The sequence below is a fragment of the Actinokineospora spheciospongiae genome, from assembly GCF_000564855.1.
Taxonomy (GTDB): domain Bacteria; phylum Actinomycetota; class Actinomycetes; order Mycobacteriales; family Pseudonocardiaceae; genus Actinokineospora; species Actinokineospora spheciospongiae.
Map to the genome: position 1 here is coordinate 13139 of NZ_AYXG01000222.1, position 26926 is coordinate 40064.

At 72.6% G+C, this 26926-nt stretch carries 27 protein-coding genes and 1 pseudogene; 14 read left to right on the forward strand and 14 right to left on the reverse strand.

The window, feature by feature from the left end:
• Positions 1–20 precede the first annotated feature (20 nt).
• Complete coding sequence (locus UO65_RS27970) at positions 21–1406, forward strand: APC family permease (RefSeq protein WP_035288361.1); 1386 nt, start codon at positions 21–23, stop codon at positions 1404–1406.
• Here UO65_RS27970 and UO65_RS27975 read toward each other — a convergent pair whose 3' ends face one another.
• The 3 genes from UO65_RS27975 to UO65_RS27985 all read right to left on the reverse strand — a co-directional run bounded on the left by UO65_RS27975 (position 1407) and on the right by UO65_RS27985 (position 3087).
• Positions 1407–1622 (reverse strand): hypothetical protein, encoded by a 216-nt coding sequence (locus UO65_RS27975; RefSeq protein ID WP_052021887.1) that lies wholly within the window; start codon positions 1620–1622, stop codon positions 1407–1409.
• Between the two features lie 74 nt (positions 1623–1696).
• Positions 1697–2521 carry an MBL fold metallo-hydrolase gene (locus UO65_RS27980; protein WP_035288363.1) on the reverse strand — a complete coding sequence of 275 codons (825 nt, stop codon included), beginning with the start codon at positions 2519–2521 and terminating at the stop codon, positions 1697–1699.
• Between the two features lie 2 nt (positions 2522–2523).
• Positions 2524–3087: a TetR/AcrR family transcriptional regulator gene (locus UO65_RS27985; RefSeq protein ID WP_035288365.1), complete on the reverse strand. Its 564-nt coding sequence runs from the start codon at positions 3085–3087 to the stop codon at positions 2524–2526.
• Between the two features lie 57 nt (positions 3088–3144).
• On the opposite strand from UO65_RS27985, the gene UO65_RS27990 reads away from it, so the two are divergent.
• Positions 3145–4041, forward strand: a complete 897-nt coding sequence (locus tag UO65_RS27990) for an aldose 1-epimerase family protein (protein WP_035288367.1) — start codon at positions 3145–3147, stop codon at positions 4039–4041.
• Complete coding sequence (locus UO65_RS27995) at positions 4038–5243, forward strand: amidohydrolase (protein ID WP_035288369.1); 1206 nt, start codon at positions 4038–4040, stop codon at positions 5241–5243. Before UO65_RS27990 ends, UO65_RS27995 begins: the two co-directional genes overlap by 4 nt.
• A 45-nt stretch (positions 5244–5288) precedes the next feature.
• On the opposite strand, the gene UO65_RS28000 is transcribed toward UO65_RS27995, so the two are convergent.
• The gene (locus UO65_RS28000; protein ID WP_035288371.1) at positions 5289–5909 is read right to left on the reverse strand and encodes a hypothetical protein; all 621 of its coding nucleotides are present in this window, start codon (positions 5907–5909) and stop codon (positions 5289–5291) included.
• A 47-nt stretch (positions 5910–5956) separates the two neighbouring features.
• The gene (locus UO65_RS28005; protein ID WP_035288373.1) at positions 5957–7102 is read right to left on the reverse strand and encodes an acyl-CoA dehydrogenase family protein; all 1146 of its coding nucleotides are present in this window, start codon (positions 7100–7102) and stop codon (positions 5957–5959) included.
• A 94-nt stretch (positions 7103–7196) separates the two neighbouring features.
• Here UO65_RS28005 and UO65_RS28010 point away from each other — a divergent pair, with 94 nt between their 5' ends.
• The gene (locus UO65_RS28010; RefSeq protein WP_035288375.1) at positions 7197–7790 is read left to right on the forward strand and encodes a TetR/AcrR family transcriptional regulator; all 594 of its coding nucleotides are present in this window, start codon (positions 7197–7199) and stop codon (positions 7788–7790) included.
• 212 nt (positions 7791–8002) lie between these two features.
• Complete coding sequence (locus UO65_RS28015) at positions 8003–9331, forward strand: citrate synthase (RefSeq protein WP_052021888.1); 1329 nt, start codon at positions 8003–8005, stop codon at positions 9329–9331.
• Between the two features lie 89 nt (positions 9332–9420).
• Here UO65_RS28015 and UO65_RS28020 read toward each other — a convergent pair whose 3' ends face one another.
• Both UO65_RS28020 and UO65_RS28025 read right to left on the reverse strand, forming a co-directional pair.
• Complete coding sequence (locus tag UO65_RS28020; protein WP_035288379.1) at positions 9421–10617, reverse strand: ABC transporter permease; 1197 nt, start codon at positions 10615–10617, stop codon at positions 9421–9423.
• A gap of 311 nt (positions 10618–10928) precedes the next feature.
• Positions 10929–11834: pseudogene (locus UO65_RS28025) on the reverse strand (ABC transporter ATP-binding protein); the annotation flags it as partial.
• A 181-nt stretch (positions 11835–12015) separates the two neighbouring features.
• Between UO65_RS28025 and UO65_RS28030 the strand changes: the two are divergent.
• From UO65_RS28030 to UO65_RS28040, 3 genes are read left to right on the forward strand one after another with little or no spacing between them, the layout of a single operon-like run.
• Positions 12016–12453, forward strand: a complete 438-nt coding sequence (locus UO65_RS28030; protein ID WP_035288381.1) for a YbaB/EbfC family nucleoid-associated protein — start codon at positions 12016–12018, stop codon at positions 12451–12453.
• Between the two features lie 16 nt (positions 12454–12469).
• Positions 12470–12769 carry a type VII secretion target gene (locus tag UO65_RS28035; protein ID WP_035288383.1) on the forward strand — a complete coding sequence of 100 codons (300 nt, stop codon included), beginning with the start codon at positions 12470–12472 and terminating at the stop codon, positions 12767–12769.
• Between the two features lie 8 nt (positions 12770–12777).
• Positions 12778–14424, forward strand: coding sequence for an EspA/EspE family type VII secretion system effector (locus UO65_RS28040; RefSeq protein WP_035288385.1), 1647 nt, complete (start codon positions 12778–12780; stop codon positions 14422–14424).
• 54 nt (positions 14425–14478) lie between these two features.
• On the opposite strand, the gene UO65_RS28045 is transcribed toward UO65_RS28040, so the two are convergent.
• Both UO65_RS28045 and UO65_RS28050 read right to left on the reverse strand, forming a co-directional pair.
• Positions 14479–16020 (reverse strand): glycerol-3-phosphate dehydrogenase/oxidase, encoded by a 1542-nt coding sequence (locus tag UO65_RS28045; protein WP_035288387.1) that lies wholly within the window; start codon positions 16018–16020, stop codon positions 14479–14481.
• Positions 16021–16066: 46 nt separating this feature from the next.
• Positions 16067–16666 carry a TetR/AcrR family transcriptional regulator gene (locus UO65_RS28050; RefSeq protein WP_084176328.1) on the reverse strand — a complete coding sequence of 200 codons (600 nt, stop codon included), beginning with the start codon at positions 16664–16666 and terminating at the stop codon, positions 16067–16069.
• A gap of 29 nt (positions 16667–16695) precedes the next feature.
• Between UO65_RS28050 and UO65_RS28055 the strand changes: the two genes are divergently transcribed.
• Positions 16696–18342 (forward strand): FAD-binding oxidoreductase, encoded by a 1647-nt coding sequence (locus UO65_RS28055; protein ID WP_035288391.1) that lies wholly within the window; start codon positions 16696–16698, stop codon positions 18340–18342.
• Here the strand turns inward: UO65_RS28055 and UO65_RS28060 are convergent.
• Complete coding sequence (locus UO65_RS28060; protein WP_035288393.1) at positions 18311–18688, reverse strand: hypothetical protein; 378 nt, start codon at positions 18686–18688, stop codon at positions 18311–18313. The two genes, UO65_RS28055 and UO65_RS28060, sit on opposite strands and share 32 nt — an antisense overlap.
• 178 nt (positions 18689–18866) lie before the next feature.
• Here UO65_RS28060 and UO65_RS28065 point away from each other — a divergent pair, with 178 nt between their 5' ends.
• On the forward strand, positions 18867–19283 hold the full coding sequence (locus UO65_RS28065; protein ID WP_035288395.1) for a type II toxin-antitoxin system HicB family antitoxin: 417 nt from the start codon (positions 18867–18869) through the stop codon (positions 19281–19283).
• A gap of 476 nt (positions 19284–19759) precedes the next feature.
• On the opposite strand, the gene UO65_RS28070 is transcribed toward UO65_RS28065, so the two are convergent.
• The gene (locus UO65_RS28070) at positions 19760–20569 is read right to left on the reverse strand and encodes an NAD(P)H-binding protein (RefSeq protein ID WP_035288397.1); all 810 of its coding nucleotides are present in this window, start codon (positions 20567–20569) and stop codon (positions 19760–19762) included.
• Between the two features lie 117 nt (positions 20570–20686).
• Here UO65_RS28070 and UO65_RS28075 point away from each other — a divergent pair, with 117 nt between their 5' ends.
• From UO65_RS28075 to UO65_RS37045, 3 genes are read left to right on the forward strand one after another with little or no spacing between them, the layout of a single operon-like run.
• Positions 20687–21076: a winged helix-turn-helix transcriptional regulator gene (locus tag UO65_RS28075; RefSeq protein ID WP_035288399.1), complete on the forward strand. Its 390-nt coding sequence runs from the start codon at positions 20687–20689 to the stop codon at positions 21074–21076.
• On the forward strand, positions 21077–22135 hold the full coding sequence (locus UO65_RS28080; RefSeq protein ID WP_063936029.1) for a gamma-glutamylcyclotransferase family protein: 1059 nt from the start codon (positions 21077–21079) through the stop codon (positions 22133–22135).
• Positions 22136–22176: 41 nt separating this feature from the next.
• Positions 22177–22560, forward strand: a complete 384-nt coding sequence (locus UO65_RS37045) for a PRC-barrel domain-containing protein (protein WP_052021889.1) — start codon at positions 22177–22179, stop codon at positions 22558–22560.
• On the opposite strand, the gene UO65_RS28090 is transcribed toward UO65_RS37045, so the two are convergent.
• The 3 genes from UO65_RS28090 to UO65_RS28100 all read right to left on the reverse strand — a co-directional run bounded on the left by UO65_RS28090 (position 22550) and on the right by UO65_RS28100 (position 26228).
• Positions 22550–23800: a C39 family peptidase gene (locus UO65_RS28090; protein WP_035288401.1), complete on the reverse strand. Its 1251-nt coding sequence runs from the start codon at positions 23798–23800 to the stop codon at positions 22550–22552. The genes UO65_RS37045 and UO65_RS28090 overlap by 11 nt on opposite strands.
• A 61-nt stretch (positions 23801–23861) precedes the next feature.
• On the reverse strand, positions 23862–24470 hold the full coding sequence (locus UO65_RS28095) for a helix-turn-helix transcriptional regulator (protein WP_052021890.1): 609 nt from the start codon (positions 24468–24470) through the stop codon (positions 23862–23864).
• 120 nt (positions 24471–24590) lie between these two features.
• Positions 24591–26228: a long-chain fatty acid--CoA ligase gene (locus UO65_RS28100; RefSeq protein WP_035288403.1), complete on the reverse strand. Its 1638-nt coding sequence runs from the start codon at positions 26226–26228 to the stop codon at positions 24591–24593.
• 379 nt (positions 26229–26607) lie between these two features.
• Here UO65_RS28100 and mihF point away from each other — a divergent pair, with 379 nt between their 5' ends.
• Positions 26608–26919 (forward strand): integration host factor, actinobacterial type, encoded by a 312-nt coding sequence (gene mihF / locus UO65_RS28105; protein WP_181399859.1) that lies wholly within the window; start codon positions 26608–26610, stop codon positions 26917–26919.
• Positions 26920–26926: the final 7 nt, after the last annotated feature.

Genomic DNA, 26926 nt, shown 5'->3' on the forward strand with positions numbered 1-26926 from the left:
ACCTGGGAGACTTTCCGCCCATGACGGACAAGTCGGGGGTCGCGCGGGAGATCGGGGCGGACGGGCAGCCGGAGCTGAAGCGGGTGATCGGCCCCGGGCTGCTGCTGCTGTTCGTGGTCGGCGACATCATCGGGACCGGCGTCTACGCGCTCACCGGGACGGTGGCGGGCAAGGTCGGCGGGGCGCTGTGGCTGCCGTTCCTGCTCGCGTTCGCGGTGGCGTTCCTGACCGCGTTCAGCTACCTGGAGCTGGTCGGCAAGTACCCGCGCGCGGCCGGGGCGGCGCTGTACGCGAACCGGGCGTTCAAGGTCCAGTTCCTGACGTTCATGGTTGCCTTCGCGGTCATGTCCTCCGGGATCACCTCCGCGGCCTCGGCGGCGCAGGCGTTCGGCAACACCTACCTGCGCAAGCTGATGGGCGACTCGCTGACGATCCCCACGGTGTGGATCGCGGTCGGCTTCGTGCTCCTGCTCGCCGCGGTCAACTTCCGCGGCGTCGCCGAGTCGCTGTGGGCCAACGTGGTGCTGACGTTCATCGAGCTGTCCGGCCTGCTGATCATCATCGTGGTCGGCGTGTACGCCGTCAGCGGCGGCCAGGGCGACCCGGCCCGGCTGACCCAGATCGACACCGCGGGCCAGTCCCCGCTCATCGCCGTCACCTCCGCGACCGCGCTGGCGTTCTTCGCCATGGTCGGCTTCGAGGACTCGGTCAACATGGCCGAGGAGTGCCGCGAACCGGTGCGCATCTTCCCCCGCGCCATGCTGCTCGGCATGGGCATCGCCGCGGCCGTCTACGTGCTGGTCGCCCTGACGTCCTCGCTGCTGCTCCCGGCCGACGAACTGTCCTCGGCGGGCAGCGACGCGCTGCTGCGGGTGCTGTCGGTGGGCGCCCCGGGCTTCCCGCTGTGGGTGTTCGCGCTGATCGGCCTGCTGGCGGTCGTCAACTCCGCCCTGATCAACATGCTGATGGCCAGCCGCCTCGTCTACGGCATGGCCCGCGAGCGGATCATCCCCCCGTTCTTCGGCACCGTGCACCCCGGCCGCCGCACCCCGTGGGTAGCCATCGCCTTCACCACCGCCATCGCCGCCGTCCTGGTCGCCACGGTGAACATCAACGACCTGGGCGGCACCACCTCGCTGCTGCTGCTCGTCGTCTTCACCCTGGTCAACGTCGCCGTCCTGGTCCTGCGCCGCGACCCGGTGGAGCACGAGCACTTCCGCGCGCCGACGGCGCTGCCGGTCATCGGCGCCGTCACGTGCGCGTACCTGGCTAGCCCGCTGTCGGGGCGGCCGGGGCGCGAGTACGCGATCGCGGCGGTCCTGCTGGCGGTCGGGGTGGTGCTCTACCTGCTCAACCGGTTGGTGCTGGGGCGGGTGCGGTCGGGCGCGGCGCAGTCGTCCGGGTGATCACCGCTCAGCCGCCGGGTTGTCCCCGGGGGCTGAGCGCTCAGCCGCCTCGGCCTGCGAGAGCCCGGCTTCCCCGCGCAGCCGGGACAACTCGAAACCGACCACGTACGCCTGTGTCCGCGCGTGGGCCACCGCCCGCGCCCGGTCCACATCCCGCCCGCTCGCCGCATCGATGCGCGCCTTGTCGGCTCGCGTCTCCTGCCATGACCGCGCCATTGCCCAAGCCCTCCCCGCGTGGTTCCCGCCCATGGTCGGGTATTCAGTGTTCCCCCGCTTGACCGGGGTTTGTTTCAAGATGTGAAGCGGGTCAGTTCGGTGTTGTCGTGGGCGGAGAAGACGGTGATGTCGTCGTTGTCGCGGTGTAGTTCGCGGAGGCGTTGCTGGTTGGCCAGGCGGGTTTCGGCGATCGTCTGGGCTTGGGCCTCGAACGCCTTGAGCAACGGGGGGATCGACGGGGTGGGGTTGAGCTGGTCGCGGTGGAAGTAGGCGTCGCCCGCGTGCAGGAGCCAGCCGGAGTCGGTGCGGACGGCGACGCCCGCGTGGCCGCGGGTATGGCCGGGGAGGGGGATGAGCAGGAAGTCGTCCTCGGGGAGGTCGGGGAGGGGGCGGACCGACTCCAGGCCGAACCAGCGGTCGCCGCCGGTGGGTTCGTGGACCTGCCACTTCGGGCCGTGGGCCCACTGGGCCTTGCGGTAGCGGGTCTTCTCCGCGGCGGTCGGGGGGTTCATCGCGGTGCGGAACTCGGGGCCGTGGACGTGGACCGCCGCCTCCGGGAAGTCGGAGATGCCGCCCGCGTGGTCGAGGTCGAGGTGGGTCAGGATGATGTGGCGGACGTCGGCCGGGTCGTGGCCGAGTGCCTTGACCTGCTCGAACGCGGTCACGGTCGGGTCCAGCCTCGGGCGGACCAGCCACAGGAACGGCCTGGGCAGGGTGCCGGGTGGCGAGGCCAGGTCGGCGCGGGAGAAGCCGGAGTCGACCAGGACCAGGCCGTCGGCGGACTCCACCAGCAGGACGTGGCAGCACAGCTCGGCCGGGCGGAGCAGGCCGGGGCGGCCGTCGACCAGGCTGCCGCCGAGGGGGCGCATCGGACCGCAGTCCAGGTGGTGCACGCGCATGTTCAGTGCCTTTCCAGCAGGTGCCGCGCGGTCGCGGCGACCGCGCGCAGGGGGGCGGTGTCGCGGCAGGTGCGGGCGAGCAACTGCGCGCCCTCGACCAGGGCGAGCAGGGTGGTGGCGAGGTCGGCTGCGCGATCGCCGAAACCGTGGTGGCGCAGGTGTTCGGCGAGCAGGTCGTGCCACCCCGCGAAGGCCCGCGCGCACGCCTCGCGCACCCGGTCGGCGTCGGCGTCCTGGGCGATTGTCCCAACGGGACAGCCGAGGGTGAAGTCGGACGCCGTCATTCGCTCGATCAGGTGATCGATGATCGCGGAGAGCCCGGCTGCCGGGTCTTCGGCCGTCGCCAGCGCCTCCGCCATCTCGGCGCGGAACTGCTCGCCCGCGAGGGCCACCGCCTCGGCGGCGAGTTGCTCCTTGCCGCCGGGGAAGTGGAAGTAGAGCGAGCCCTTGGGCAGGCCGCCCTCGCTGAGCACCTGGTTGAGGCCGGTGCCGTGGTAACCGCGGGCGCGGAACAGCTCGACCGCGGTGCGCAGCGTCCGGTCGCGGGTGTCGGATCGTGGGGCCACGAGCCGTACTATACAGACCGGTCTAGTGAGTAGCGGGAGGCCGTTAGGCTCTGGACCATGAACGCTGAGCAGTGGGAGATCCGTTCGGGCCGGGCCCGCGCCGTCATCTCGGAAGTGGGCGCCACGCTGCGCGTGCTGGAGCTGGGCGGGGTCGCGTACGCCGAGACCTTCGACGCGGGTGAGCCCGCGCCGATGGGCGCGGGCGCGGTGCTGGTGCCCTGGCCCAACCGGGTGGCGGGGGCGACCTGGCCGCTGGAGGGGGTGGTGCAGCACCTCAACGTCACCGAACCCGAGCGCGGCAACGCCAGTCACGGCCTGGTGCGCAAGGAGCTGTGGACCGCGGGCGAGCGCACCGAGGACTCGGTGACCCTCTCGGTCGTGGTGGACCGCCGCCCGGGGTGGCCGTTCACCTTCGAGGCGACGATGACCTACCTGGTGGACGACAACGGCCTGACCGTCACCCACGGGGTGCGCAACCTGTGCGCCGACCCCATGCCCTTCGGCGTCGGCGCTCACCCCTACCCGCGCCCCGGCGCCCTCGACGTGGACGACTGCGTGCTGCGCCTCGCCGCGACCACCCACCTGCCGCTGGACCCGGAGAAGATGGTCCCCTCCGGCCCCGCCACCCCGATCACCGAGCACGACTTCGCCGCGGGCGTCCCGCTGCGCTCGCTCACCCTCGACGACGCGTTCGGCGGCTGCGAACCCGGCCCCGACGGCCTGGTCCACCACTCCCTGACCGGACCCGGCGGCGGCGTGGAGGTGTGGGCCGACCCGGTGTTCGGCTGGGTGCAGGTCTACACGCCGGACTCCTTCCCCGGCCGCCCCGGCCGGGCCGTGGCGATCGAGCCGATGACCTGCCCGCCGGACGCGCTGAACTCCGGCACCGACCTGCTGACCGTCGCGCCGGGGGACGGCTGGACCGGTTCGTGGGGAATGAGGTCGGTCTCGTGACTATCGCGGTGACAGGCGGTTATGTGGTTCCGGTGGAGGGTTCTCCCATCCACGGCGGCACGGTCCTGATCGACGGCGGCAAGATCGTCGCGGTCGGCCCGGCGGCGGAGGTGGACGTCCCCGACGACGCCGAGGTCGTCGACGCGTCCGGGTCCTGGGTGCTGCCCGGCTTCGTCGAGGCGCACGGCCACCTCGGCGTGCACGAGGAGGCCGAGGGCTGGGCGGGCCAGGACACCAACGAGATGACCGACCCGGTGACCGCCAGGGTCAAGGCCCTCGACGGCATCAACCCCGACGACGAGGGCTTCCGCGACGCGCTCGCGGGCGGTGTCACCACGATCGTGGTGAAACCGGGGTCGGGCAACGTGATCGGCGGCCAGACCGTCGCGGTGAAGCCGTGGGGCCGCACCGCCGACGAGATGGTCCTGCGCGACCCGGTGAGCATGAAGAGCGCGCTCGGCGAGAACCCCAAGCGCGTCTACGGCGAGAAGAAGACCATGCCGTCGACCCGCCTGGGCGTCGCCGCCGTCATCCGCGACGCGCTGACCAAGGCGCAGGACTACAAGGCGCGCCGCGACGCCGCGGAGGGCCCGTTCGACCGGGACCTGACGTGCGAGGCGCTGGTGCGGGTGCTCGACGGCGAACTGCCGTGGTGCCAGCACGCGCACCGCGCCGACGACATCGCCACGGCCCTGCGCCTGGCCGAGGAGTTCGGCTACCGGCTGGTGCTCAACCACGGCACCGAGGCGCACCTGCTGGCGGACCTCATCGCCGAGCGCGACATCCCGGTGGTGATCGGCCCGCTGTTCACCTCGCGGTCCAAAGTGGAGCTTCGGCGGCGGACCCTGCGCAACCCGGGCGTCCTGGCGCGGGCCGGGGTGCGCATCGCCATCACGACCGACCACCCGGTGGTGCCGATCAACTTCCTGGTGCACCAGGTGACGCTGGCGGTGAAGGAGGGGCTGGACGAGGAGACCGGGCTGCGGTCGATCACGGTCAACCCCGCCGAGATGCTGGGGCTCGACGACCGGGTCGGGGCGTTGAAGCCCGGGCTCGACGCCGACGTGGTGATCTGGTCCGGGGACCCGCTGGACGTGATGAGCCGCGCGCTGCGGGTGTTCGTCAACGGGCGGCAGGTCTACCGGTTCGACGAGGGCAGCGGGGTGGGCGTGACCGAGAACCCCTACTACAGCGAGGGCTGACGGCCCGTTCGCGGGGTGCCCGTCGTCCGGGCGCCCCGCGAGCGGTCAGTGGGCCAGGTCGACTATCTCGCCCACGGTGCTGTCGGGGCGCCTGCCGCAGTTGTAGAGGACGCTGGCGACCGCGTACATCCCCTGGGCCTCCTCCGGGTGGCCGTGGGCGCGGTGGGCCTCGACCAGCAGTGCCCGCTGCTCCGGTTCCGTGAGGACGAAGAAGGTCCGGCAGGGGGTCGTCCCGTCGCGGGGGTCCTCGGAGAGCACGGTGGTGGCCAGGGTCGCGCCCCCGATCCCCAGCACGACCGCCGCGACGGTCCCGGCGACCAGGATGCGCAGGGTCGGGCGCCGGGGGGTTTCCGGTTCCTCGGGTTCGGCCGCGGGGACCAGGGCGGCGACCGACTCCCGGAAGGCGGGGTCGGTGTTGAACTGCCGGTCGAGGACCTCCGCCAGGGCCGCCCGGCGGCGGGGGGACTGGGGATCGGCTTCGAACACGTCGTAGGTGCCGGTCGCGCGGGCGTGCCGCAGGCGGCCGATGACCAGGTCGAACAGGGTGTCGGCGGCCCGGCGGTCGGGGCCCTCGATCGTCGGGAGGCGGGCCAGGACGTCCACCACGCTCTCGGTCAGGCGCACGGCGTTCACCCCCGGGTCGGGGGGCAGGACGGAATTCCGCATGGCGTTGTGTCGTCCTGTTCCTCGGGCGCGTTAGGGGGCCGGCCAGTTTACGACCGCTTGAGCTGCCGGGCGATCACCACCCGCTGGATCTGGTTGGTGCCCTCGAAGATCTGGGTCACCTTGGCCTCCCGCATGAAGCGCTCCACCGGGAAGTCCCTGGTGTACCCGGCGCCGCCGAGGACCTGCACCGCGTCGGTGGTGACCTTCATGGCCGCGTCGGTGGCGACCAGCTTGGCGATCGAGGCCTGGCGGACGAACGGCAGGCCTCGGTCGCGCCTGCGGGCCGCCTCCAGGTAGGTGGCGCGGGCCGACTCCACGGCCGCGGCCATGTCGGCCAGCAGGAACTCCACGCCCTGGAAGTCGACGATGGCGCGGTCGAACTGGCTGCGCTGCTTGGCGTAGGCCACCGCCTCGTCCAGTGCGGCCTGGGCCAGGCCGACCGCGCAGGCGGCGATGCCGAGCCGCCCCGAGTTGAGGGCGTCCAGGGCGAAGCGCAGGCCGTCGCCCTCGGCCCCGATCAGGCGGTCGGCGGGGACGCGGGCGCCGTCGAACACCACCTGCGCGGTGGTCGAGCCGGTCAGGCCCATCTTGCGCTCGGGCGGGGCGGCGGTCAGGCCGGGGGTGGCGGCGTCGACGAGCAGGCAGCTGATGCCCCTGGGTCCGTCGTCGGAGGTGCGGACCATGGTGGTGTAGAAGTCGGCCTCGCCGCCGTGGGTGATCCAGGCCTTGGTGCCGGAGACGGTGTACTCGGCGCCGTCGCGGCGGGCGCGGGTGCTCAGCGCCGCCGCGTCCGACCCGGCGTGGGTCTCCGACAGGGCGTACGCGCCGAGCAGGTCGCCGCCGAGCATGTCCGGCAGGAACCGGTCGCGCTGCTCGTCGGTGCCGTGCTGCGCCAGGGCCCAGCAGGACATGGTGTGCACCGACAGGCCGACGCCGACCGACATCCACGCGGCCGCGATCTCCTCCACGACCTGGAGGTACACCTCGTAGGACAGGTCCGCCCCGCCCCACCGCTCGGCGTACGGCAGGCCCAGCAGGCCGCTGCGGCCCAGCAGGCGGAACTGCTCGCGCGGGAACTGCCCCGCCTCCTCGTGCTTCGCCGCGTCGGGCGCCAGCTCCTCGCGGGCGATCTCGCGGACGAGCTTGAGCAGGTCCTCGGCGTCGGTGTCGGGCAGGAGGCGGTCGGCGGGCATCGGGTCCTCCAGGTCGGAACTGGGTACTGAAAACAGTACTGGCGTGCCATTCAGAGTACTACTCCGGTTCGGCGCCTGTCGATAACCTGGGGAGATGACCCGTACCACCCGGCGCGCGCCCACCGCCCGGCAGGCGGCGCTGCTGGACGAACTGCTGGCGCTGTTCCTCGCCGAGGGCTTCGCCGAGGCCACCCTCGACGACTTCGCCGCCCGGCTGCACTGCTCGAAGTCGACCCTCTACGCCCTGGCCCCCAGCAAGGAGCAACTGGCGCTGCGGGTGGTCGGCCAGTTCTTCCGGGTGGCCACCGAGCGCATCGAGAAGCGGGTCTCGGCGGCGGCGGACGCCCGCGAGCGGATCTCGGTCTACCTCTCCGGCGCCGCCGAGGAACTGGGGGTCGCCTCGGTCGCGTTCGTCACCGACGTGTCCGACTTCGCCCCCACCCGCGAGGTCTACCGGCGCAACGCCCAGGCCGCCGCCGCGCGCATCCGGGCGTTCATCACCGAGGGCGTCGCCGAGGGGCTGTTCCGCGACGTGCACGCCCCGCTCGTCGGGGAGATGGCGGGCTGGCTGATCGAGGGCATCCAGGCCGGGGTGGTCGGTGAGCGGGCGGGGGTGTCCGACTCCGACGCCTTCGCGGGCCTGGCGGACCTGCTGCTCGGCGGCCTCGCCAGCCCGGCGGACCGCTGATCGGGTGACCGCTTGTGATACGTGTCCCAAGACCGCCCGCGAGCACGGCGTACGGGTGTCCGTAATGCGGCCCGAGCACTAGCGTAGGAAGCTCAGGACCCCAACGGGGCGGTGCTGCGCTGCGGCGACATCGAGCCGCGTTCGCACCCGACCAGGGCCGCACCGGTTCGGCCGTCATCACCGCCCTGTCCGAGTGTGAGAGGTACTTGCACATGCCAGACGGGACCGCTGTGCCCACCGGCACCGATCAGTCCGCGCGATCCGCAGCCCTCCGCTACCCCGGTGGCGAGCACGAGATGGCGATCGTCACCGCCACGGAAGGCACATCAGGCGTCGACCTGGGGAAGCTGCTGGCCAAGACCGGTCTGGTGACCCTCGACAGCGGGTTCGTCAACACCGCGTCGTGCTCCTCGGCGATCACCTACATCGACGGGGACGCGGGCATCCTGCGCTACCGCGGCTACCCGATCGAACAGCTCGCGGAGAAGTCGAGCTTCCTGGAGGTCAGCTACCTGCTGATCTACGGCGAGCTGCCGGGCAAGACCGAGCTGGAGGACTTCACCCACAAGATCAGCAGGCACACCCTGCTGCACGAGGACCTCAAGCGGTTCTTCGACGGCTTCCCGCGCGACGCGCACCCGATGCCGGTCTTGTCATCCGCCGTTTCCGCGCTGTCCACTTTCTACCAGGACAGCCTCAAGCCGTTCGACTCCGAGCAGGTGGAGATCTCCACCATCCGGCTGCTGGCCAAGCTGCCGACGATCGCCGCGTACGCCTACAAGAAGTCCGTGGGCCAGCCGTTCCTCTACCCCGACAACTCCCTCGGGCTGGTGGAGAACTTCCTGCGGATGACCTTCGGGTTCCCGGCCGAGACCTACGACCTCGACCCCACCCTGGTGCGCGCGCTGGACCAGTTGTTCATCCTGCACGCCGACCACGAGCAGAACTGTTCCACCTCGACGGTCCGGCTGGTCGGCTCGTCCGAGGCGAACCTGTTCGCCAGCATCTCCGCGGGCATCAACGCCCTGTTCGGCCCGCTGCACGGCGGCGCCAACAGCGCGGTCCTGGACATGCTGGTCGGCATCCGCGACCAGGGCGGTGGCGACGTCGACGCCTTCGTGAAGAAGGTGAAGAACAAGGAGGACGGCGTCAAGCTGATGGGCTTCGGCCACCGGGTCTACAAGAACTACGACCCGCGCGCCGCCATCGTCAAGAAGACCGCCGACGACATCCTCGCCAAGCTCGGCGTGGACGACTCCCTCCTCGACATCGCCAAGCAGCTCGAGGAGCACGCCCTCGCCGACGACTACTTCGTCGAGCGCAAGCTCTACCCGAACGTCGACTTCTACACCGGCCTGATCTACCGGGCCATGGGCTTCCCGACGAAGTTCTTCACCGTGCTGTTCGCCCTGGGCCGCCTCCCCGGCTGGATCGCCCACTGGCGCGAAATGATCAACGACCCGGCCACGAAGATCGGCCGTCCCCGGCAGGTCTACACCGGGCACACCGAGCGCGAGTACAAGGCGCTCAACGAGCGCTGAACCTCAGCTCACTGAGAGGGCCGTCCCCAGCTCGGGGCGGCCCTCTTGTCGTTCGCCCCCGGCGTCCCCGTCCCTCTACTGTGGACTGATCAGGAGGGTCGGGAACCGGCGCGCAGGGCGTCGCGGACCCTGACCCGGCCGTCGGTGCGGAGGATGGCGCCGGTGTAGACGCGACCGCCGAGCCAGGCGAGGGCGGCGACGGCGGCGAGCAGGAGGGCGGCGGCCAGGAGGACCTGCCAGGCGGGGGCGGTGCCGAGGGCCAGGCGGGCGGGCATGAGGATCGGCGCGAACGGCGGCAGCAGCGACAGCACCGCGGTCCCCGTGCCGGTGGGGGAGCGGGTGAGCAGGCCGAAGGCGAGGACGAAGGTCAGCACCAGCACCGAGGTGACCGGCAGCAGGACCGCCTGCGTCTCCTCCTGCCGCGACACCAGCGAGCCCGCCGCCGCGAAGACCGCCGCGTAGAACAGGTAGCCCAGGACGTACCAGAACAGGCCCCACAGGAGCGTGCCCGCAGCGGCGGCGGGGATGGTCAGGGCGCCCGCGGTGGCGGCCAGGACCAACCCGGCCGCGCCGATCACCGCCAACTGGGCCAACCCGACCAGCCCCAGCCCGACGACCTTGCCCAGCAGCAACTGCCAAGGGCGCACCGCCGCCAGCAGGATCTCCACGACCCGGCTCGACTTCTCCTCCACCACCCCCTGCGCCACCATTGTCCCGTGCAGCAGCAGTGACATGTAGAGCAGCACGACCAGCACCAGCGCCACCACCAGCCGCTGGTCCCCGGTGGGGTCCGGGGCGGCCAGGGCGTGCACGTCCACCGTGGCGTCGGACATGGTGGCCAGCAGGTCGTCCGGGCTCGCCCCGTCGTCGAGGGTGGCCAGGAGGCCGCGCAGGACCTCCTTCTGGACCAGGGTGTTCAGGGCGCCGCGCAGGTTCTCGTCGACCGAGTCGCGGACCAGCACGCGCAGGGTGCCGGGGGCACCGGTCACCAGGGCGTCCAGGTCGCCGTCGGCCACCTGGGCCGCGCCCTCGGCCGGGTCGCGGACGGTGCTGGTGCTGACCGCCAGACCGCGGGACCGGGCCTCGTCCCGCAACGGTTCCGCCACCGCGGTCGCCTGCCCGGACAACCCGACCCTGGTGTCGGTGTGCCGCGCGAACAGCGACGTCTGCACCAGCACGAACGCGACCAGCACCACCACCGACACGGCCGTGCCCACCAGGAACGAGCGCGCCCGCAGCCGGGTCCGCACCTCCCGCCGCGCGATCACCCACACCGCCCTGGCCATCACCCGGACCGCCCCACCCCGTCGCCGAACCCGCCGCGCTCGCCCGGACCGCCGGCGCCCTGCCCGGGCACGCCGGGCGGGCCGTTCCGGTACCCGGCGTCGATGGGCTCGGACGAACCGTTCGCGGGCCACCCGATGTCCTGATGGGCCCCGGGCCACCGCGTTCCCCCACCCGGGCTCGCCGCGCCGCCCGCGCTTGTCGCGCCGCTGGCGCCTGCCGCGCTCGCCACGCGGCCCGCGCCCGTGCCGGCACCTGTGCCCGCTCCGCTGGCCGCGCCCACTCCGCCGCCCGGGGTCGCCGGGTCGGTTCGCCCCAGCACGTCCCGGTACAGCTCCGCCAGGCCCGGCCGGTCGCGGCGGAACTCCCGGACCGGTCCGGTGGCCAGTGCCGCGGCCAGGACCGGCTGGTCGTCCGCCCCCTCGGCCAGCCGCAGCGTCGTCCGGCTCCCGGCCACCGCCAGCACCCGCACCCCCGGCAGCCGGTCGGCCCAGCCCGCCGCCGCGCCGGGCGCGTCCACGACCAGGGTGGTGCCGCTGCCCGCGCGCAGTTCCCCGACCGTCCCCGTGGCCACCACCCGGCCCGCGCGGATGATGCCCACCCGGTCGCACAGCCGTTCCACCAGGTCGAGCTGGTGGCTGGAGAACAGCACCGGCACCCCGCGCGCCGCCTGGTCGCGCAGCACCCCCGCCAGGACGTCCACCGCGGTCGGGTCCAGCCCGGAGAACGGTTCGTCGAGGACCAGCAGTTCCGGGCCGTGCACCAGTGCGGCGGCAAGCTGCACGCGCTGCTGGTTGCCCAGGCTCAGCCGCTGGACCTCCTGCTCGCGGTGCGGGCGCAGGCCGAGGCGGGCGATCCAGTACTCGGCGGCGCGGTGGGCGTCGTCGACCGGCAGGCCGTGCAGTTCGGCCAGGTAGACCAGGTGGTCGAGGACGCGCATCCGCGGGTAGAGGCCGCGTTCCTCCGGGAGGTAGCCGAAGCGGGCGCGGCGGGCCGGGGTGATCGGTTCGCCCGCCCAGGTGACCCGGCCGGAGTCGGCGGGCAGCACGCCCAGCACGATCCGCATGGCCGTGGTCTTGCCCGCGCCGTTGCCGCCGACGAAGCCGAACACCTCGCCGCGGTCGACCCGCAGGGTGAGGTCGTCGCAGGCGGTGCGGGTGCCGAAGCGCTTGCACACGCGGTCGACCACGAGGCCGGTGGCGCCGTCGGCTGCGAGCACTGGCGACCCCCTCCCACCCGGTCCCGTCCTGCCCCAGTATCCCCGTCGGGGGCGGGTGGGCACCGGTCGGCCGGTGCGACCGCAAACGAGTTGGGCGTTTCCCTCCCGGCCGGGAACCGATCAGAGGATGCTCCGTCAAAGATGGGCGGATGATCCGGGTAGGACCATTGGAGAGATCAGGATGAATCCTGAACAGTGGCTCGCGCAGTACAACGACGAGCTGCAGGCGGTGGCGGCGCAGGCGGCCAAGACCGAGAAGGCGCTGCGCGAGGTGGGCGGTGCGGCCACCTCCTCCGACGGGGAGATCTCCGTGCGGGTCAGCGCCAACGGGGTCACCACCGGCCTCGTCCTGCGCCAGGGGGTCCGCGAGCTGGAGCCCGAGCACCTGGCCCGGCAGATCCTGGAGGTCACCCGGCAGGCGCAGCGCGACGCGAGCGCGCAGGTGCTGGCGGCCATGGAGGGCCTGGTGGGCGACAGCCCGGCGCTCGACGTCGTGAAGGCGAGCATGCCCGAGGGCTACGCCGGGGACGTCGAGGACACCGGTCGACCGGTCCGCCGCGGGCGCGACGACCGGTCCGACGACGAGTACTTCGACAACCCACCCGAAGTCGTCAACTAGAACGGGGCGGAATCCGATGGGCACAGGTTTCAACGTCAACGTGCAGGAGCTGGTGAAGCACGCCGCGACCGTGGCGACCATCTCCTCCCAGGTGAACGCCGCCACCGGGTCGGCGCAGGCCGTCTCCGGGGACGCCTTCGGGATGATCGGGCAGTTCTTCGCCCAGGCCATCCTCGGTGCCTGCGGTGACGTGGTGCAGGGCATCACCAAGGTCGCCACCGCGGTCGACGACGTCCGCAAGGGCATCGAGGCCGTCGCCAAGGAGTACCAGGACATCGACTCGGCGAACGCGAACACGTTCGCCGGAAGGCTGTGAGGCGCCGGATGACCAGCACCACCCAGACCACCTCGACCGCCTCCGGCCCGCGCACCGCCGAGCAGGGCGCGCAGAACATCACCAACGACATCACCAGCGTGAAGTCGGCCATCGAGCGCGGGGACTGGCTCGAGGCGGGCATGTCCATCACCAACGTGGCGATGGACGTCATCGGCATCGCGGGCGACCCGCTCTCGGCCGCGGGCAGCGCCGGGTTCGGCTGGATCATCCAGCACATCTCGTTCCTGCGGAAGCCGTTCGAGGCGCTGTTCGGCAGCGCCGAGTCGATCCTGGGCAGCTCGTCGGGCTGGGGCAAGACCGGCTCGCAGCTCACCCAGACCGCCGAGCAGTTGCGGCAGGCGTCGGTCAAGGAGACCGGCAACTGGACCGGCGTCGCCGCCGACGGCTACCGCAAGGCCGCCGCCACCCAGGCGCAGGGGCTCGACGCGCTCGCCGAGGTCAGCAAGGCCATCGGCGAGACCATCAAGGGCGCGGGCCAACTGCTCGCCGAGGTCCGCAAGACGGTGCTGGACTTCATCAACAAGTGCGTCATGAAGGTCATCCAGATCATCATCGAGGCGCTGGCCAAGGCGTGGCTGAGCTTCGGCGCCAGCATCGCCGAGGGCATCGCCCGCTCGATCGCCGAGGCCGTGCAGACCGCGCAGAAGATCGCCTCGAAGATCCAGAAGTTCGTCTCCTCGCTGCAGAAGATCATGCAGGCCGTGCAGAAGATCGTGCAGCTCGCCAAGGCGGTCAAGCAGCTCCTGGCGACCATCGGCGGCAAGGCCGCGGGCACCGCCCCGGCCGCCACCACGCAGGCGCCGCAGGTCAACCCCGGTCAGCTCGACACCGCGGCGAACACCCAGTACAGCAACAACGGGCAGACCAACCAGGCCAACTACAACCAGGGCCAGGTGCCCGGCTACGGCGGCTACCAGCCGCTGCCGGGCGGTCAGCAGAACACCGCGAACTACGGCCAGCGCCCCGCCCCGGGCTACGGCGGGTACCAGCAGCCGGGCGGCGGGCAGACCAACCCCGCCAACTACGGCCAGACCCCCGCACCCTCGTACGGCGGCTACCAGCAGCCCACCGGCGGCGGCTCCCACCAGCAGCCGAGCTACGGGCAGCAGCCCAATATCCCTTCCTACGGCGGTTACCAGCAGCCCACCGGCGGTTCCCCGTACACCAACCCCGGCGTGCCGACCACCGGCGTCCCGGGCCAGGTGTCGCAGGTGACCCCGCCCGGCGGCTGGGGCCCCTCCGGCCCGCCGCCCACCCCCGGCGCCCCGGCGTCCATGGTGGACCGGGCCCGCTGGATCGGCTCCGCGGTGGAGATCCTGATCAACCACGGCGTCGACCCGTCGAAGATCGACGCGGGCCAGATCGCGCAGATCGTCGACCGCGCCTCCGGCGGCAACCCGCACGCGGTCGACCTGTCCGGCCCCGGCGCCACCGACGGCAACCCGCCCAAGGGGATGCTCCAGGTGACCGACTCGCAGTTCCAGCAGCACCAGGTCCCCGGTCACGGCAACATCTGGGAGCCGATCGACAACATGCTGGCGGGTGTGCGGCACATCCTCCAGGAGTGGGGTTCGATCATGGTCCTGCTGGAGGCGCTGAACTCCGGCGACGACAAGATGACCATCCAGGCCTGAGGCCGCAGCACGCCGAAGAGGCCGCTTCCCCTTGGGAGGCGGCCTCTTCCGCGTCTAGACCGCGCTGGTGAGGCCCGCCAGGGCGCGGTCGACGAGCGAGGTGACCGCGGGGGCGGCGGCCTCGGCGTCGGCCGGGACGAGGGCGAGGCGGGTGCGGCGCTCCAGGACGTCGGCCGCGGTGAGGGCGCCCTCGTTGCGGACGGCCCAGACGACCTCGGCGGCGGTGGTGCGGTGCGCGATCGGCGCGGCCAGGTCGGGGTCCAGCTCACCCAGGGCGTGCACGACCGGGGCCTCGGTGCCGTACCGCTCCACCAGGTGCCCCGGTGCGTCCAGTGTGGACAGAACGGTGCGCGGGGCGGCGCCGACCAGCGGGAGGGTCGCGGTGGTGCTGGGACCGGCGTTGAGGCCCGCGTGCGCGATCGCGCGGTCGACCGCGTCGGCGGCCATCCTGCGGTAGGTGGTCAGCTTGCCGCCCACCACCGTGATCACCCCGCCGCGGGAGGTCAGCACGGCGTGGTGGCGCGACAGGTCGGCGCTGCGGCCGGTGGCGGGCAGCAGCGGGCGCAGCCCGGCGAACGACCCGAGCACGTCGGCCCGGCGCAGCGGGGTGGCCAGGGCGGAACCCGCGACGTCGAGCAGGAGGTCCACATCGGACTGCGGGACCGTCGGCACGTCCGGGATCGGGCCGTCCACCGGCTCGTCGGTCAGCCCCAGGTAGGCGCGGCCGTCGGGCTGGGGCAGCAGCAGCGCGTACCGGCCCAGGGAGATCGGCACCATCAGCGCCGACCCGGTCAGCCCCGCCGCCCGCGCGTCGAGCACCAGGTGGGTGCCGCGCGAGGGGCGCAGGGTGACCTCGTCGACGAGCGTGCCCGCCCAGACGCCCGTCGCGTTGACCACCGCGCGGGCCCGCACCTCGAACGGCGAGTCGGTGAGGGCGTCGGTCACCGCGGCGCCGGTGCCGGTCAGCGCGGTCACGCGCGCCCGCGTGAGCACCCGCGCACCCAGGCCCGCCGCGGTCCTGGCCAGCGCCACCACCAGCCGGGCGTCGTCGACGAGCTGCCCGTCGAACGACAGCAGCCCGCCGCGCAGGCCGTCGCGGCGCAGGCCCGGCACCAGGGCCAGCGCCTCCGGTGCCGACACCCGGCGCGGGCGGGGCAGCAGCGCCGACGGGGTGCCCGCCGAGCGGCGCAGGGCGTCGCCCGCCAGCAGGCCGGACAGGGTCAGCGCCGCGTCCCGGCCGGTGGTCGGGCGGTGCAGCGGGATGAGCTGCGGCAGCGCCCGGCTCAGGTGCGGGGCGGTGGTGGTCATCAGCACCCCGCGCTCGACCGCGCTCTCCCTGGCCAGCCCGACGTCGCCCTTCGCCAGGTAGCGCAGGCCGCCGTGGACGAGCTTGCTCGACCAGCGGGAGGTCCCGTGCGCGAGGTCCTGGGCCTCCAGCAGGGCCACGCTCAGCCCGCGCGCCGCCGCGTCCAGCGCCACCCCGGCCCCGGTGACCCCGCCGCCGACCACCAGCAGGTCGACCACCTCGCCCCCGGCGAGCGCGGCCAGGTCGGCGGCGCGGCGGGCGGCGTTGAGGGCGGTGCGGGGCTCGGGCACGGGAACTCCCTGGTCGGGGTCTGGACTGGTCGGGGGCGGAGGTCGGTCAGGGGCGGAGGGTGGTCTCCAGCAGGTGGGCCAGTTCGGCGAGCAGGTCCTCGGGGTCGAGGTCGGCGGTGGCCGGGACGTGCGAGAGCACGAACGACTGCACCACCAGCAGCAGCGCCCTGGCCTGCACCAGCGGGTCGGCCCGGCGCACGGTGCCGTCGGCGTGGCCCGCCTCGAGCTGCGCGCGCAGGAACCGCTCGGCGATCTGCTGCGTGCTGCCCAGCCGGGACACCACGTAGGGCAGCACCAATTCGCCGTCGCGGTCGAGCACGGTCCGCATCAGCGGGTCGTTGGCGATCGCCCGGACCCCCGCGACCGCGCCGCTCACCAGCCGGTCCCTGGCCGAGGGCCGGTCGGCGACCGAGTCCTGGGTGCGGGCGAGCGCCTGGCCGAACTCCCTGGTCATCAGGGCCGCCAGCAGGCTGCGCACGTCCGGGAACCGCCGGTACAGCGTCATCCGGCTGACCTCGGCCCGGCGGGCGACGTCGGTCAGCGTCGTGCGCCGCACCCCGGTGGCCAGCACGCAGTCGCGGGCGGCGTCGAGCAGGACGTCGTCGGCCACCCGCGTGGGCGCACTGCTGTGACGTTTGGACGTCATATGTCACACTCTATCCCGTGAGCGCTGAGATGGACCACCTCGACCACCTGGTGCGAAGCGGTTGGACGCGGGCCGGAGCGGCGGACGCGGACCTGCCCGCCCACGCGAGCAGGTGGCTGGCCGCCCGCACCGGCCTGCGCCCGGCGAGCACGCCGGTCGCCCCGGGCTCGGTGGCCCCGGTGCCCGACTCCGCCCTGCCCGCCGCGGTGCGGGCCGTCCTGGGGTCCATTGTCGGGGCCGAGCACGTCCTGGTCGAGTCGCCCGACCGGCTCGCCCGCGCGGGCGGACTGTCCTACTTGGACCTGCTGCGCCGCCGGGGCGCCGGGGACCTCGCCGTCCCGGACGCCGTGGTCGTCCCCGCCGACCCCGCCGAGGTGGTCCGGGTGCTCGCCGCCTGCGCCGAGCACGGGGTCGCGGTGGTCCCCTTCGGCGGCGGCACGTCCGTGGTCGGCGGGGTGTCGGCGCTGCGCGGCGGCTTCGACTCGGTCATCGCCCTCGACCTGGCCCGCCTCGACCGGCTGGTCAGCGTCGACCCGGTGTCGCGGCTCGCAGTCTTCCAGGCGGGCGTCCCCGCCCCGGTCGCGGAGCGGCTGCTGGCCCGGCACGGGTTCACCCTCGGGCACTTCCCGCAGTCCTACGAGCGCGCCACCATCGGCGGCTTCGCCGCCACCCGCTCCTCCGGCCAGGCCTCCGCGGGCTACGGCCGCTTCGAGGACATGGTGGCGGGCGTGCGCGTCGCCACCCCGCGCGGCGACTGGCGGCTGGGCACCGCCCCGGCCAGCGCCGCGGGCCCGGACCTGCGCCGGCTCGTGGTCGGCAGCGAGGGCGCGTTCGGCGTGATCACCGAGGTCACCCTGCGGGTGCGGCCCAAGCCGGTGGTCTCCCGCCACGAGGGCTTCGTCCTCGACGGCTGGGAGGCGGGCGCCGAGGCGGTGCGCGCGCTCACCCAGGAGGACGTGCGCGGCGCGGTCACCCGCCTGTCGGACCCCGAGGAGACCGAGGTCGGCTTCACCATGAACGGCGGCTGGAAGACCCGGGCCGTCCGCGCGTACCTCCGGGCGCGCGGCGTGCGCGAACCGTGCCTGCTGGTCATCGGCTGGGAGGCGTCGTCGGCGGCGGCACTGCGGGCCAAGCGCGCGGCCACGCTGAAGGTGCTGCGCGGCGCGGTCCGCCTCGGCCGCCCGGTCGGCGAGGCCTGGCGCCGCGGCCGCTTCTCCGGCCCCCGCCAGCGCGACGCCCTGATGGACGCGGGCGTGTGCGTCGAGACCCTGGAGACCGCCGCCCACTGGTCCGGGCTGTCCGCCCTGCGCACGGCGGTCACAGCGGCGCTGACCGGCTCGCTGACCCGCGACGGCCGCCGCCCCGTCGTCGCCTGCCACATCTCGCACACCTACGAGACGGGCGCGTCGCTCTACTTCACCGTCCTGGTCCCCCGCGACCCCGCCGACCCGGTCGGGCAGTGGCAGCGCGCCAAGCACGCCGCCAGCACCGCCATCACCACCCTCGGCACCATCACCCACCACCACGCCGTGGGCGTCGACCACGCCCCCTACCTGAGCGCCGAGATCGGCGACCTCGGCGTGGACGTGCTGCGCGCGGTGAAGGCGGAACTGGACCCGGCGGGCGTGCTGAACCCCGGCAAGCTCATCCCCGGACCCGCCACCGCACCACGGTGAGCGCCAGACCCCCGACCACCCCGGCGGCGAGCAGCGGGAACCCGGTCCCCGCCCGGTCGCTGATCGCCTCCTCGCAGATCCCGACGTAGGCCACCACGGTCGACCGGTCGGTGGACCGCAGGTCGTCGGTCACCCACCGCGTCTCCACCCCGCCGACGACGTTCCCGCAGTTCACCGACCCGGCACCGGGGTCGGGGTTGGCGACGTGCACGGGGACCAGGAGGAGGGTCAGTCCGAGCAGCAGCGCGGCCACCGCCAGCACGGCCGCGAAGCGGCGCGGGGTCAGCGTGATCTGCGCGAGCGGGTCCGCCGCCGGACGGGGTTCGCGGGGGTCCTCAGCGGTCATGCCCCGAGCGTGGCCCATCGGCGGCGGAAAAGCCCGGGGTTTCGCGGAGAAGAGAGCACTCGGAGAGTGTCCACTTGAGATGAGCGCTCCAGTCACCGCACGTACGTTGCGTACGTGGTGTACTTGACGTACGCGCCAGCTCAGGGCACCATCGATGATGTGGTGAAGGGGGTTGGGCATGTCCGCTGTTCACGCAGATGGCTTCAATGACGCGCGCACGCACCTGAAGGAATTGTTCAACGCTGCACTTCGCGGACACGTCGCGACGGTACGGCGAGACAATTCGCAGGTTGTTTTGGTCGACGGCGATCGCATGCGCCATTTCCTGGCGTCCATAATTTCATCCAAGGCCGAAGTGGTCAATGAGGGCGGTGGCTGGTCGGTCTTCATCCCCGGACTGCCCGTGGCCGCGGACGGGGCCACTTTCAACGATGCGATCGACGAGATGGTCGATGCTCTGCGAGAGTATGCCGACGATTGGCAGGAGCGACTTTCGGTTGCGCCCAACCATCAGGAAAATTGGGCACTCGTGCAGTTGATCAGCCTCAGTGGCGATCTCGAGCTTCGAGACTGGTTGGTGGGATCTCCTCGGTGAGTTGGCCTCCGGCAACCCGGCAAGATCATGAAACTTTCTGTCGTGTCGAGGGGTGGCAACGCGTCCGGGATGCGGTTGGCAGGAAAGGGACCCATCATGTGACTTACGAGTTCGCTATGCATGATGGCCGGATTCTCCGAACTCGAATCTCGCATCCGGTCGACCGGTCGGACTATGGTCCAAGTATGTGGTCTCATATTCTTCGAGATCAGCTCGACGTTGTTGAAGCGGTGTTCTGGGATTGTGTGCGCCACAAGGTGAAGCCGAATCGTGGCGCTCCGGAGCCTCCGGCCGAAGCGCTCCCGGTCGACCTCGTGCACCTGTTGATCAATAGGGTTGGTCTCGGTGAGGACGAGGTTGCGGCGATGAGCAGGGAAGAGGCGATAGCTCGGGTGAACCGCCACTGGGCAGAGGGTGGATGACCGCGCCTGTCGGTGCCTGGTGATGGGTTGATCCAGAGTCGCGGTGAAGGGGAGTCAGGCCAGGGTGGTCTTGACCGCGTCCTCGATGGGGGTCGGGGTGTGGCCGAGGAGGGTGGCCAGGTCGGGGCGGACCTCGGCGAAGACGCCGGTGGCGATGTTGGCCTCGATGTCGGTCAGCAGGTCCGCCACCGGCTCGGGCAGGCCGAAGCCGACCAGGGCCGCCCGGCGCTGCTCGGGGGTCACTGCCGTGTGCGTGGTGCCCGCGAGGGCGGCCAGTTCGTCGAAGGTCCAGGCGGTGGGGCCGGTCAGCTCGTAGGTCTTGCCGTGGTGGCCGGGTTCGGTGAGGGCGATCGCGGCGGCCTGGGCGAGGTCGTCGCGGGCGGCGGTGGCGATCCGGCCGGTGCCCGCCGCGGTGGTGAGGGGGCCTTGGAGCAGGGCCGGGGTGTAGTTCTCGTGGTACATGCCGTTGCGCAGGAAGGTGTGGGCGACGCCCGTGGCGCGGATGGCTTCCTCGGTGGCCTTGTGGTCGGCGGCGAGGGCGACCGGGGAGGTGTCGGCGTCGGTGACGCTGGTGTAGGCGATGTGGCGGACGCCCGCGGCGACCGCCGCTCGCACGGTGGCCCGCTGCGTCGTCGCGCGGTCGGGGCCGTCGGCGGAGATCAGCAGGAGGGAGTCGATGCCGGTGGGGTCGATGCCCGTGGCGAAGTCGCCCCGGCGGACCTCGATGCCCTGGGTGGCGAGGGGTTCGGCCTTGCGCGGGTCGCGGACGGACACGGCGATGTCCGCGGCGGGGACGCGGGCGAGGAGGTGGTGGACGACGCGGGCGCCGAGGTGGCCGGTGGCGCCGGTGACCAGGTACTTCACGGTGGACTCCTTCGGAAGCGGGTGTTGGGGTCACCGTAGGAGTGTTACTTTCTCTTCGTAAGTACCTACCTTCAGGTGCTGTACTTACCTTGAGGGAAGAAATGAGGTCAGCGGGGTATGGGCGTGACTGAGGCCACACCGTTCCGGGCCAACGTGTTCGACCCGAACTGCCCCGGGCGTGGCGTGATGGAGCACGTCGCCAGCCGGTGGGGGGTGCTCGTGCTCGGGGTGCTGCTCGACGGGACCCTGCGCTTCGGCGAGGTCCGGCAGGCCGTCGGCGGGGTCAGCGAGAAGATGCTGGCGCAGACCCTCCAGGCGCTGGAGCGCGACGGGCTCGTGCACCGGGAGGTGCGGCCGGTGATCCCGCCGCACGTGGACTACTCCCTGACCGACCTCGGGCGGCCGATCGCGGAGGGCGTGCGCGGGCTCTACCGGCTCATCGAGGAGTCCACGCCGTCCGTGCTGGTGGCGCAGGCCACCTTCGACGAGCGCAGGGCCGCCCGCTAGGTGTTCGTCGACGCCGAGTTCCCCGCCGTCCCCTACCCGGGCGCCCGGCCGCCGTACTCCTACGCGCACGACGGCGGGCGCGGTGTCCGGCTCACCGCCGACCCCGCCGCGCTGTCCGGGTGGCGGGCGGGTGGCGTCGACCTCGACGAGTGGCTGGACACGCGCGGGGGTGCGCCGATGGCCGGGCGGGTTCCCGTGCTGTCCTACGGGTCGAACCCGTGCCCGTCGAAGCTGACGTGGTTGCGGGACGCGCTCGGGCTGGTGGGGCCGGTGGTGGTGCTGCGGGCCCGGTGCACCGGGCTGGCCGCGGTGTGGGCGGCCGGGTTGCGCGTGGTCGACGACCAGCGGCCGGTGGTGCTCGCCGCGCTGGACGGGGTGGAGGACCACGCGGTGCTGATGCTGGCACCGGAGCAGGTGGCGGTGCTCGACGTGTGCGAGGGGCGCGGCCACCGGTACGCCCTGGCCCGGGTGCGCACCGGCACGGTGGAACTCTTGGATGTCACAGCCGACGGCCCCTTCATCCATGGCGTGCTCGCCTACGTCGGTGCGGCGGTGATCCGCAGGCCGCTGCTGGTGTCCGGTGCCCCGGTGCGCTGCGCGGACGTCCCGCAGGCCGAGGCCGTCGGGTTGATCGGCGAGCCCGCGGCGGGCGATGGGCTCGACGTCGAGGTCGTCAGCGGCCCGCCCGCCCCGGAGGCGTTCCCCGACAGGCTCTTCGTCTACGGCACGCTGCAACCCGGTGCGCCGATGTGGCCCCTGCTGGCCGGGGTGGCCCGCGGTGAGCCCCGGCCCGGACGGTTGGCGGGATCGTTGTACGACACCGGTTTGGGCTACCCGGCGCTGCGCCTCGGCGACGGGCCCGGGGTCTCGGGTTGGACGGTGCCGCTGCGCGCGGGGGTGTCGCTGGCGGCGCTCGACGAGTACGAGGGGTCGGAGTACGCGCGGGTCCGGGTGGTCGTCGACGGGGTCTGGGCGTGGACCTACGTGTGGTTGGAACCGGTCGAGGGGATGTCCGTGCTGTCCGCGCCCTGGCCCGTCCACGGCAACACGGACGGGTGAACTCCGGGTTGGGGCGGGCGGGCGGCGGGAACGGTTGGGGTGTGGAACTGTCCGGACTCGACGCCTACGACCCCGCGGGCAACAGGATCGGCCGCATCGGCGGCGTCTACCTCAACCGGGGCACCGGGGAGCCGGAGTGGGCCGTCGTCCACACCGGACTGCTCGGCCTCCGGGAGAACTACCTGCCGCTGGCGGGCGTCCGCCCCGTCGGGGACGGTGTGCAGGTGGGCGTGGGCAAGGGCGTCGTCCGGGGTGCCCCGCGCGCCGACGGTCCGCTGACCGACACCGCGCCGCTGTGCGCCCACTACGGCCTCCCGCCGGGTGCCGTCCCGGTCCCGGCACCGCGCACGCCCTCGGACGTGCCGCGGCGCCGGTACGTCGTGGCACCGGACCTCACCGTGACCGCGGAGTGCTCTACCGCGTGATGATGTAGGCGATCCCGCCCGAACCGCCCGCGACCGCGCCGGAAGCGGTGTACCGCTTGGTGCGCAACCAGATGTTCTCGAACTGCGCCCGCTTGTACACGTGCCGCACCGCCGCGTTGTCCGGCGACGCCGGGTCGTTGGCGATCACGTCGCCCTCGGCGGTGAAGCCGACGACGACCATCAGGTGCCCCGCGGTGCCGTAGCCCGCGCCGTCGAGTTCGTCCGCCCGGAAGGACTGCGAGGTGACCACCGGGATGCCGCGGGCGATGTGGGCCTCCAGCTCGGTCAGCGACCGCAGCCGGGTCACGTGCGCCGACAGGCCGTAGGACGCGGCATAGGCGGTGTTGAACGGCCAGTTGCCGGTGCCGTCGTAGTCGTGGTCGTAGGTGGCGCGGGCCGCGTGGTCGACCGAGCGGTCGGCGTAGGTCGGGTCCACCCAGGCCAGGTCGTCGGCCGACGGCCGCTTGCCCCAGTACTCGACCACCATCTGCGTCGAGGTGGGGCTGCACCACGCCTCACCGCCGCCGCCGTACTGCGGGTACTGCCCGATGTGGACGTTCTGCGAGTACGCGGGCACCGCCAGCTCCACCGCCCGCCCGAGCGACGGCGCGCTGGCCGCGACGGTGAACCGGTCCGGGATGGCCGAGGTCATCGCCCCGGCGGTGCGCAGCGTCGGCGTGGCCCGGGTGCCCGCGGCCCGGAACAGGGTGACCCGGAGCTGGTAGGCGCGCAGCGGCCTGCCCGGGGCGGCGACGAAGGTGTCCACGTCGACGTACCCGGTGTCGTCGGACTGGTCGGGCACGCTGCTGCGGATGATGTCCTGGTCGCCCAGCGCCCAGCGGCCCAGGGTGAACCAGGTCGGGCCGTCGCCGCGCAGCTCCACCCGCAGCCAGGTGCCCGCGGGGGTGGTGGCGTTCCAGGAGGCGACGAGCTGGGTGGCGTCGAAGCCCGGCCGGTGGACCGGGGAGGTCCAGGTGCCGTAGTCGTAGCGGCGGGTGGTGCCCAGTTCGGGTTCGGTGTGCTCGACGCTGCCCGCGGGCCTGCCGATGCGCAGCCCGCCCGGGCCGGGGAGCAGGCCGTCGGAGCGGCCTCCCGCGAAGTCGCGCGGGAAGGTCCACCGGTGGTGGTCGACCGGCGCGCCGTCGGGGCGGTGCGTGGTGGTCGCGGACGCGGGTGGGGTGGCGACCGCGGCGGCGGCCAGTACGGCGACCCCGGCGGTGAGCAGGCGCAACGGTCTCATGTCGAGAATTTTCGCGCCACGCGGTCAGTATGTAAACAGCCGTCACCGGCTTGCCGCGCGGTCAGCCCGCGGGTGGCGCCTGTTCGGACGGACCGGCGTCGAGTTCGGCGAGGAAGTCCGCCCAGAACTCCTCCACGCAGCGCTCGAACCGGATGCCCAGTTCCAGGGACTTGAGCTGCCACGGGTCCGCCACCCCGGCGACCTGCCCGTACTGCACGACGTAGTTGTCCCCGCGCGCCTTGTGCGACTCGTAGCGGTCCCTGGCCAGGCCGCGCAGGGTCCGCGGGTTGCCGTGCGCGGCGAAGAACAGCTTCAGCAGGCCGAGGTCGCGGACCTCGGTCTCCTCCGGCGTGGGGGCGACCAGCCACTCGCGCAGCGCCTCCCGGCCCGCCTCGGTGATCGAGTAGGTGCGCCTGCGCCTGCCGCCGTCCTCGACCGCGGAGACCACCAGGCCGTCCTCGGCCAGCCTGCTCGGCTCGTCGTAGAGCTGGGAGTGGGCGAACGCCCAGAAGTGGCCGATGGTGTAGCCGACCCGCTGCTTGAGGTCGTAGCTGGTCGCCGGACCCGCGGAGAGCATTCCCAGGACGACGTAGGACGTCGCGTTGAGCTTGCGACCACGTGCGCTGGACTCGCCTGACAGGCCGGTCACCTCCCCGTTCGCGCCGCCCACAGTGCGAACCATACCCATCCCGGGAGCGGCGGGGGCGGGCGGACGCGCCTCGCCCCGGCCGGGCCGGGCGGGTTCGCGCGGGGCCGGGTGAGCCGGTCGCGCGAACCCGCTCGGCGGCGCTCAGCCCAGGTGCTTGACGTCGAGCCTGCCCTCGGCGTGCGCGGCCCGCAGCACCTTCTTGTCGAACTTGCCGACGCTGGTCTTCGGGACCTCCTCGACGAAGGTCCAGTTCTCCGGGAGCTGCCACTTGGCGACCTTGTCGCCGAGGAAGTCGCGCAGCTCCTCGGGGGCGGCCTCAGCGCCGGGGCGCAGCACGACCGCGACCAGCGGGCGCTCGTCCCACTTCTGGTCCGGGATGCCGATGACCGCGGCCTCGGCCACCGCCGGGTGGCCCATGACGGCGTTCTCCAGGTCGACCGAGGAGATCCACTCCCCACCGGACTTGATGATGTCCTTGGAGCGGTCGGTCAGGGTGAGGAAGCCGTCCGGGGTGAGCGTGCCGACGTCCCCGGTGCGCAGCCAGCCGTCGCGGAACTTCTCCGCGCCCTCACCGTCCTCTTCGAGCCGGTAGTAGGAAGCGGCGATCCAGGGGCCGCGCACCTCCAGCTCGCCGACGCTCTCGCCGTCCCACGGCATCTCGTTGCCGTCGTCGTCGATGAGCCTGGCCTGCACGCTCGCCGGGAGGCGGCCCTGCGTGTAGCGGTACTTCCACGCCTCCTCCTCGGTGAGGCCCGCGGGCGGGCGGCACACGGTGCCCAGCGGCGAGGTCTCGGTCATGCCCCAGGCGTGCACGATGTGCACGCCGTACTTCTCGGCGAAGGCGTGCATCAGCGCGGGCGGGCAGGACGAGCCGCCGACGACGACCTCGCGCAGCGAGCTGAGGTCGGCCGGGTTCTGGTCCAGGTGGGCCAGCACCGCCTGCCAGATGGTCGGCACCGCCGCGGAGTGCGTCGCCCCCAGCTCGGTGACCATCCGGACCAGCGGTTCCGGCTGCAGGAAGCGGTCCGGCATGATCAGCGACGCGCCGGACATGAACGCCGCGTAGGGCATGCCCCAGGACATGGCGTGGAACTGCGGCACGATCACCAGCGAGCGGTCGGTGGAGGCCAGGCCGATGCCGTCGGCCATGCAGACCTGCATCGAGTGCAGCCAGATCGAGCGGTGGGAGTAGACGACGCCCTTGGGGTTGCCGGTGGTGCCGGAGGTGTAGCACATGGCGGCGGCGGTGCGCTCGTCCACGTCCGGCCAGTCGAACTCGTCGGACTGCTCGGCCAGCAGCGCGTCCCAGGAGTGCACCTGGACGCCCTCGGGGGCGGTCAGCGCCTCGGCCGGGCCGTTGGCCACGATCACGTGCTTGACGGTGGTGAAGGTGGGGAGCTGCCGGGCCAGCAGCGGGGCCACGGTCGCGTCCACGATGACCACGTGGTCCTCGGCGTGGTTGGCGATGTAGGTGAGCTGCTCGGGGAACAGCCGCAGGTTGAGCGTGTGCAGCACGGCGCCCATCGCCGGGACGGCGAGGTAGGCGACCTGGTGCTCGGCGTTGTTCCACATGAACGTGGCGACCCGCTCGTCGCCGGTGACGCCCAGGCCGCGCAGCGCGTTGGCCAGGCGGGCGGCCTGCCTGCCGACCTCGGCGAAGGTGCTGCTGCGGCTGCCCTCACCGGTCCAGGTGATCACTTCGGCGGTCCCGTGCACCTTCGTGCCGTGCCGCAGCAGTGTGCCGATGGACAGGTTGCCGTCCTGCATGGTGCTCAACATGGTCGATCAAGCTCCCTGGGGTTGACGGCCTCGGCCCTCGGTGGACATCGGCCCCGACTAACTTACTGGCGGTAGGAAAGCCTAGTGCGCAAACGCTGTCGGCAACACTCCCGAAATGCCCGGTTCCGCCAACTTGATCATGCTGTCACGCTGCGTGCCGCCCCCGGACGTGATGGGCTCCGCAGGAGGTTTGCGCGTGTCGGGGGTATGTTGCCCCCCGAGGTGTCGTTTACTGGTGAAAGGCGTCGGGCGGCCGGGTCGCGCGGTGCGTCCGGGGTGGGTAGGTTCTTCCGCTCCGGTGACTGTCGGTAGTCACGATGCCCCGATGAGGCTGGGCCCGTCGCCACCGCGGCGGGTGATGAAGGAAAGGACAACCACGTTGGCTCTGCCCACGTTGACTCCCGAGCAGCGCGCGGATGCGCTCGCCAAGGCAGCCGAGGCGCGCAAGGCGCGCTCGGAGCTGCTGGCGTCGATCAAGTCCGGTGAGCGGACCATCGCGTCGGTGCTCGGCAAGGCCAAGGACGACAAGACGATCGGCAAGACCAAGGTCGCCGCCCTGCTCAAGGCCGTTCCCGGCCTCGGCGCGGTGAAGGTCGCCGCCCTGCTCGAGCAGGCCGGGATCGACCCCGACCGCCGCGCGGCGGGCCTCGGCGACCGGCAGCGCTCCGCGCTGATCGACGCGCTCGGCTGATCAGGAC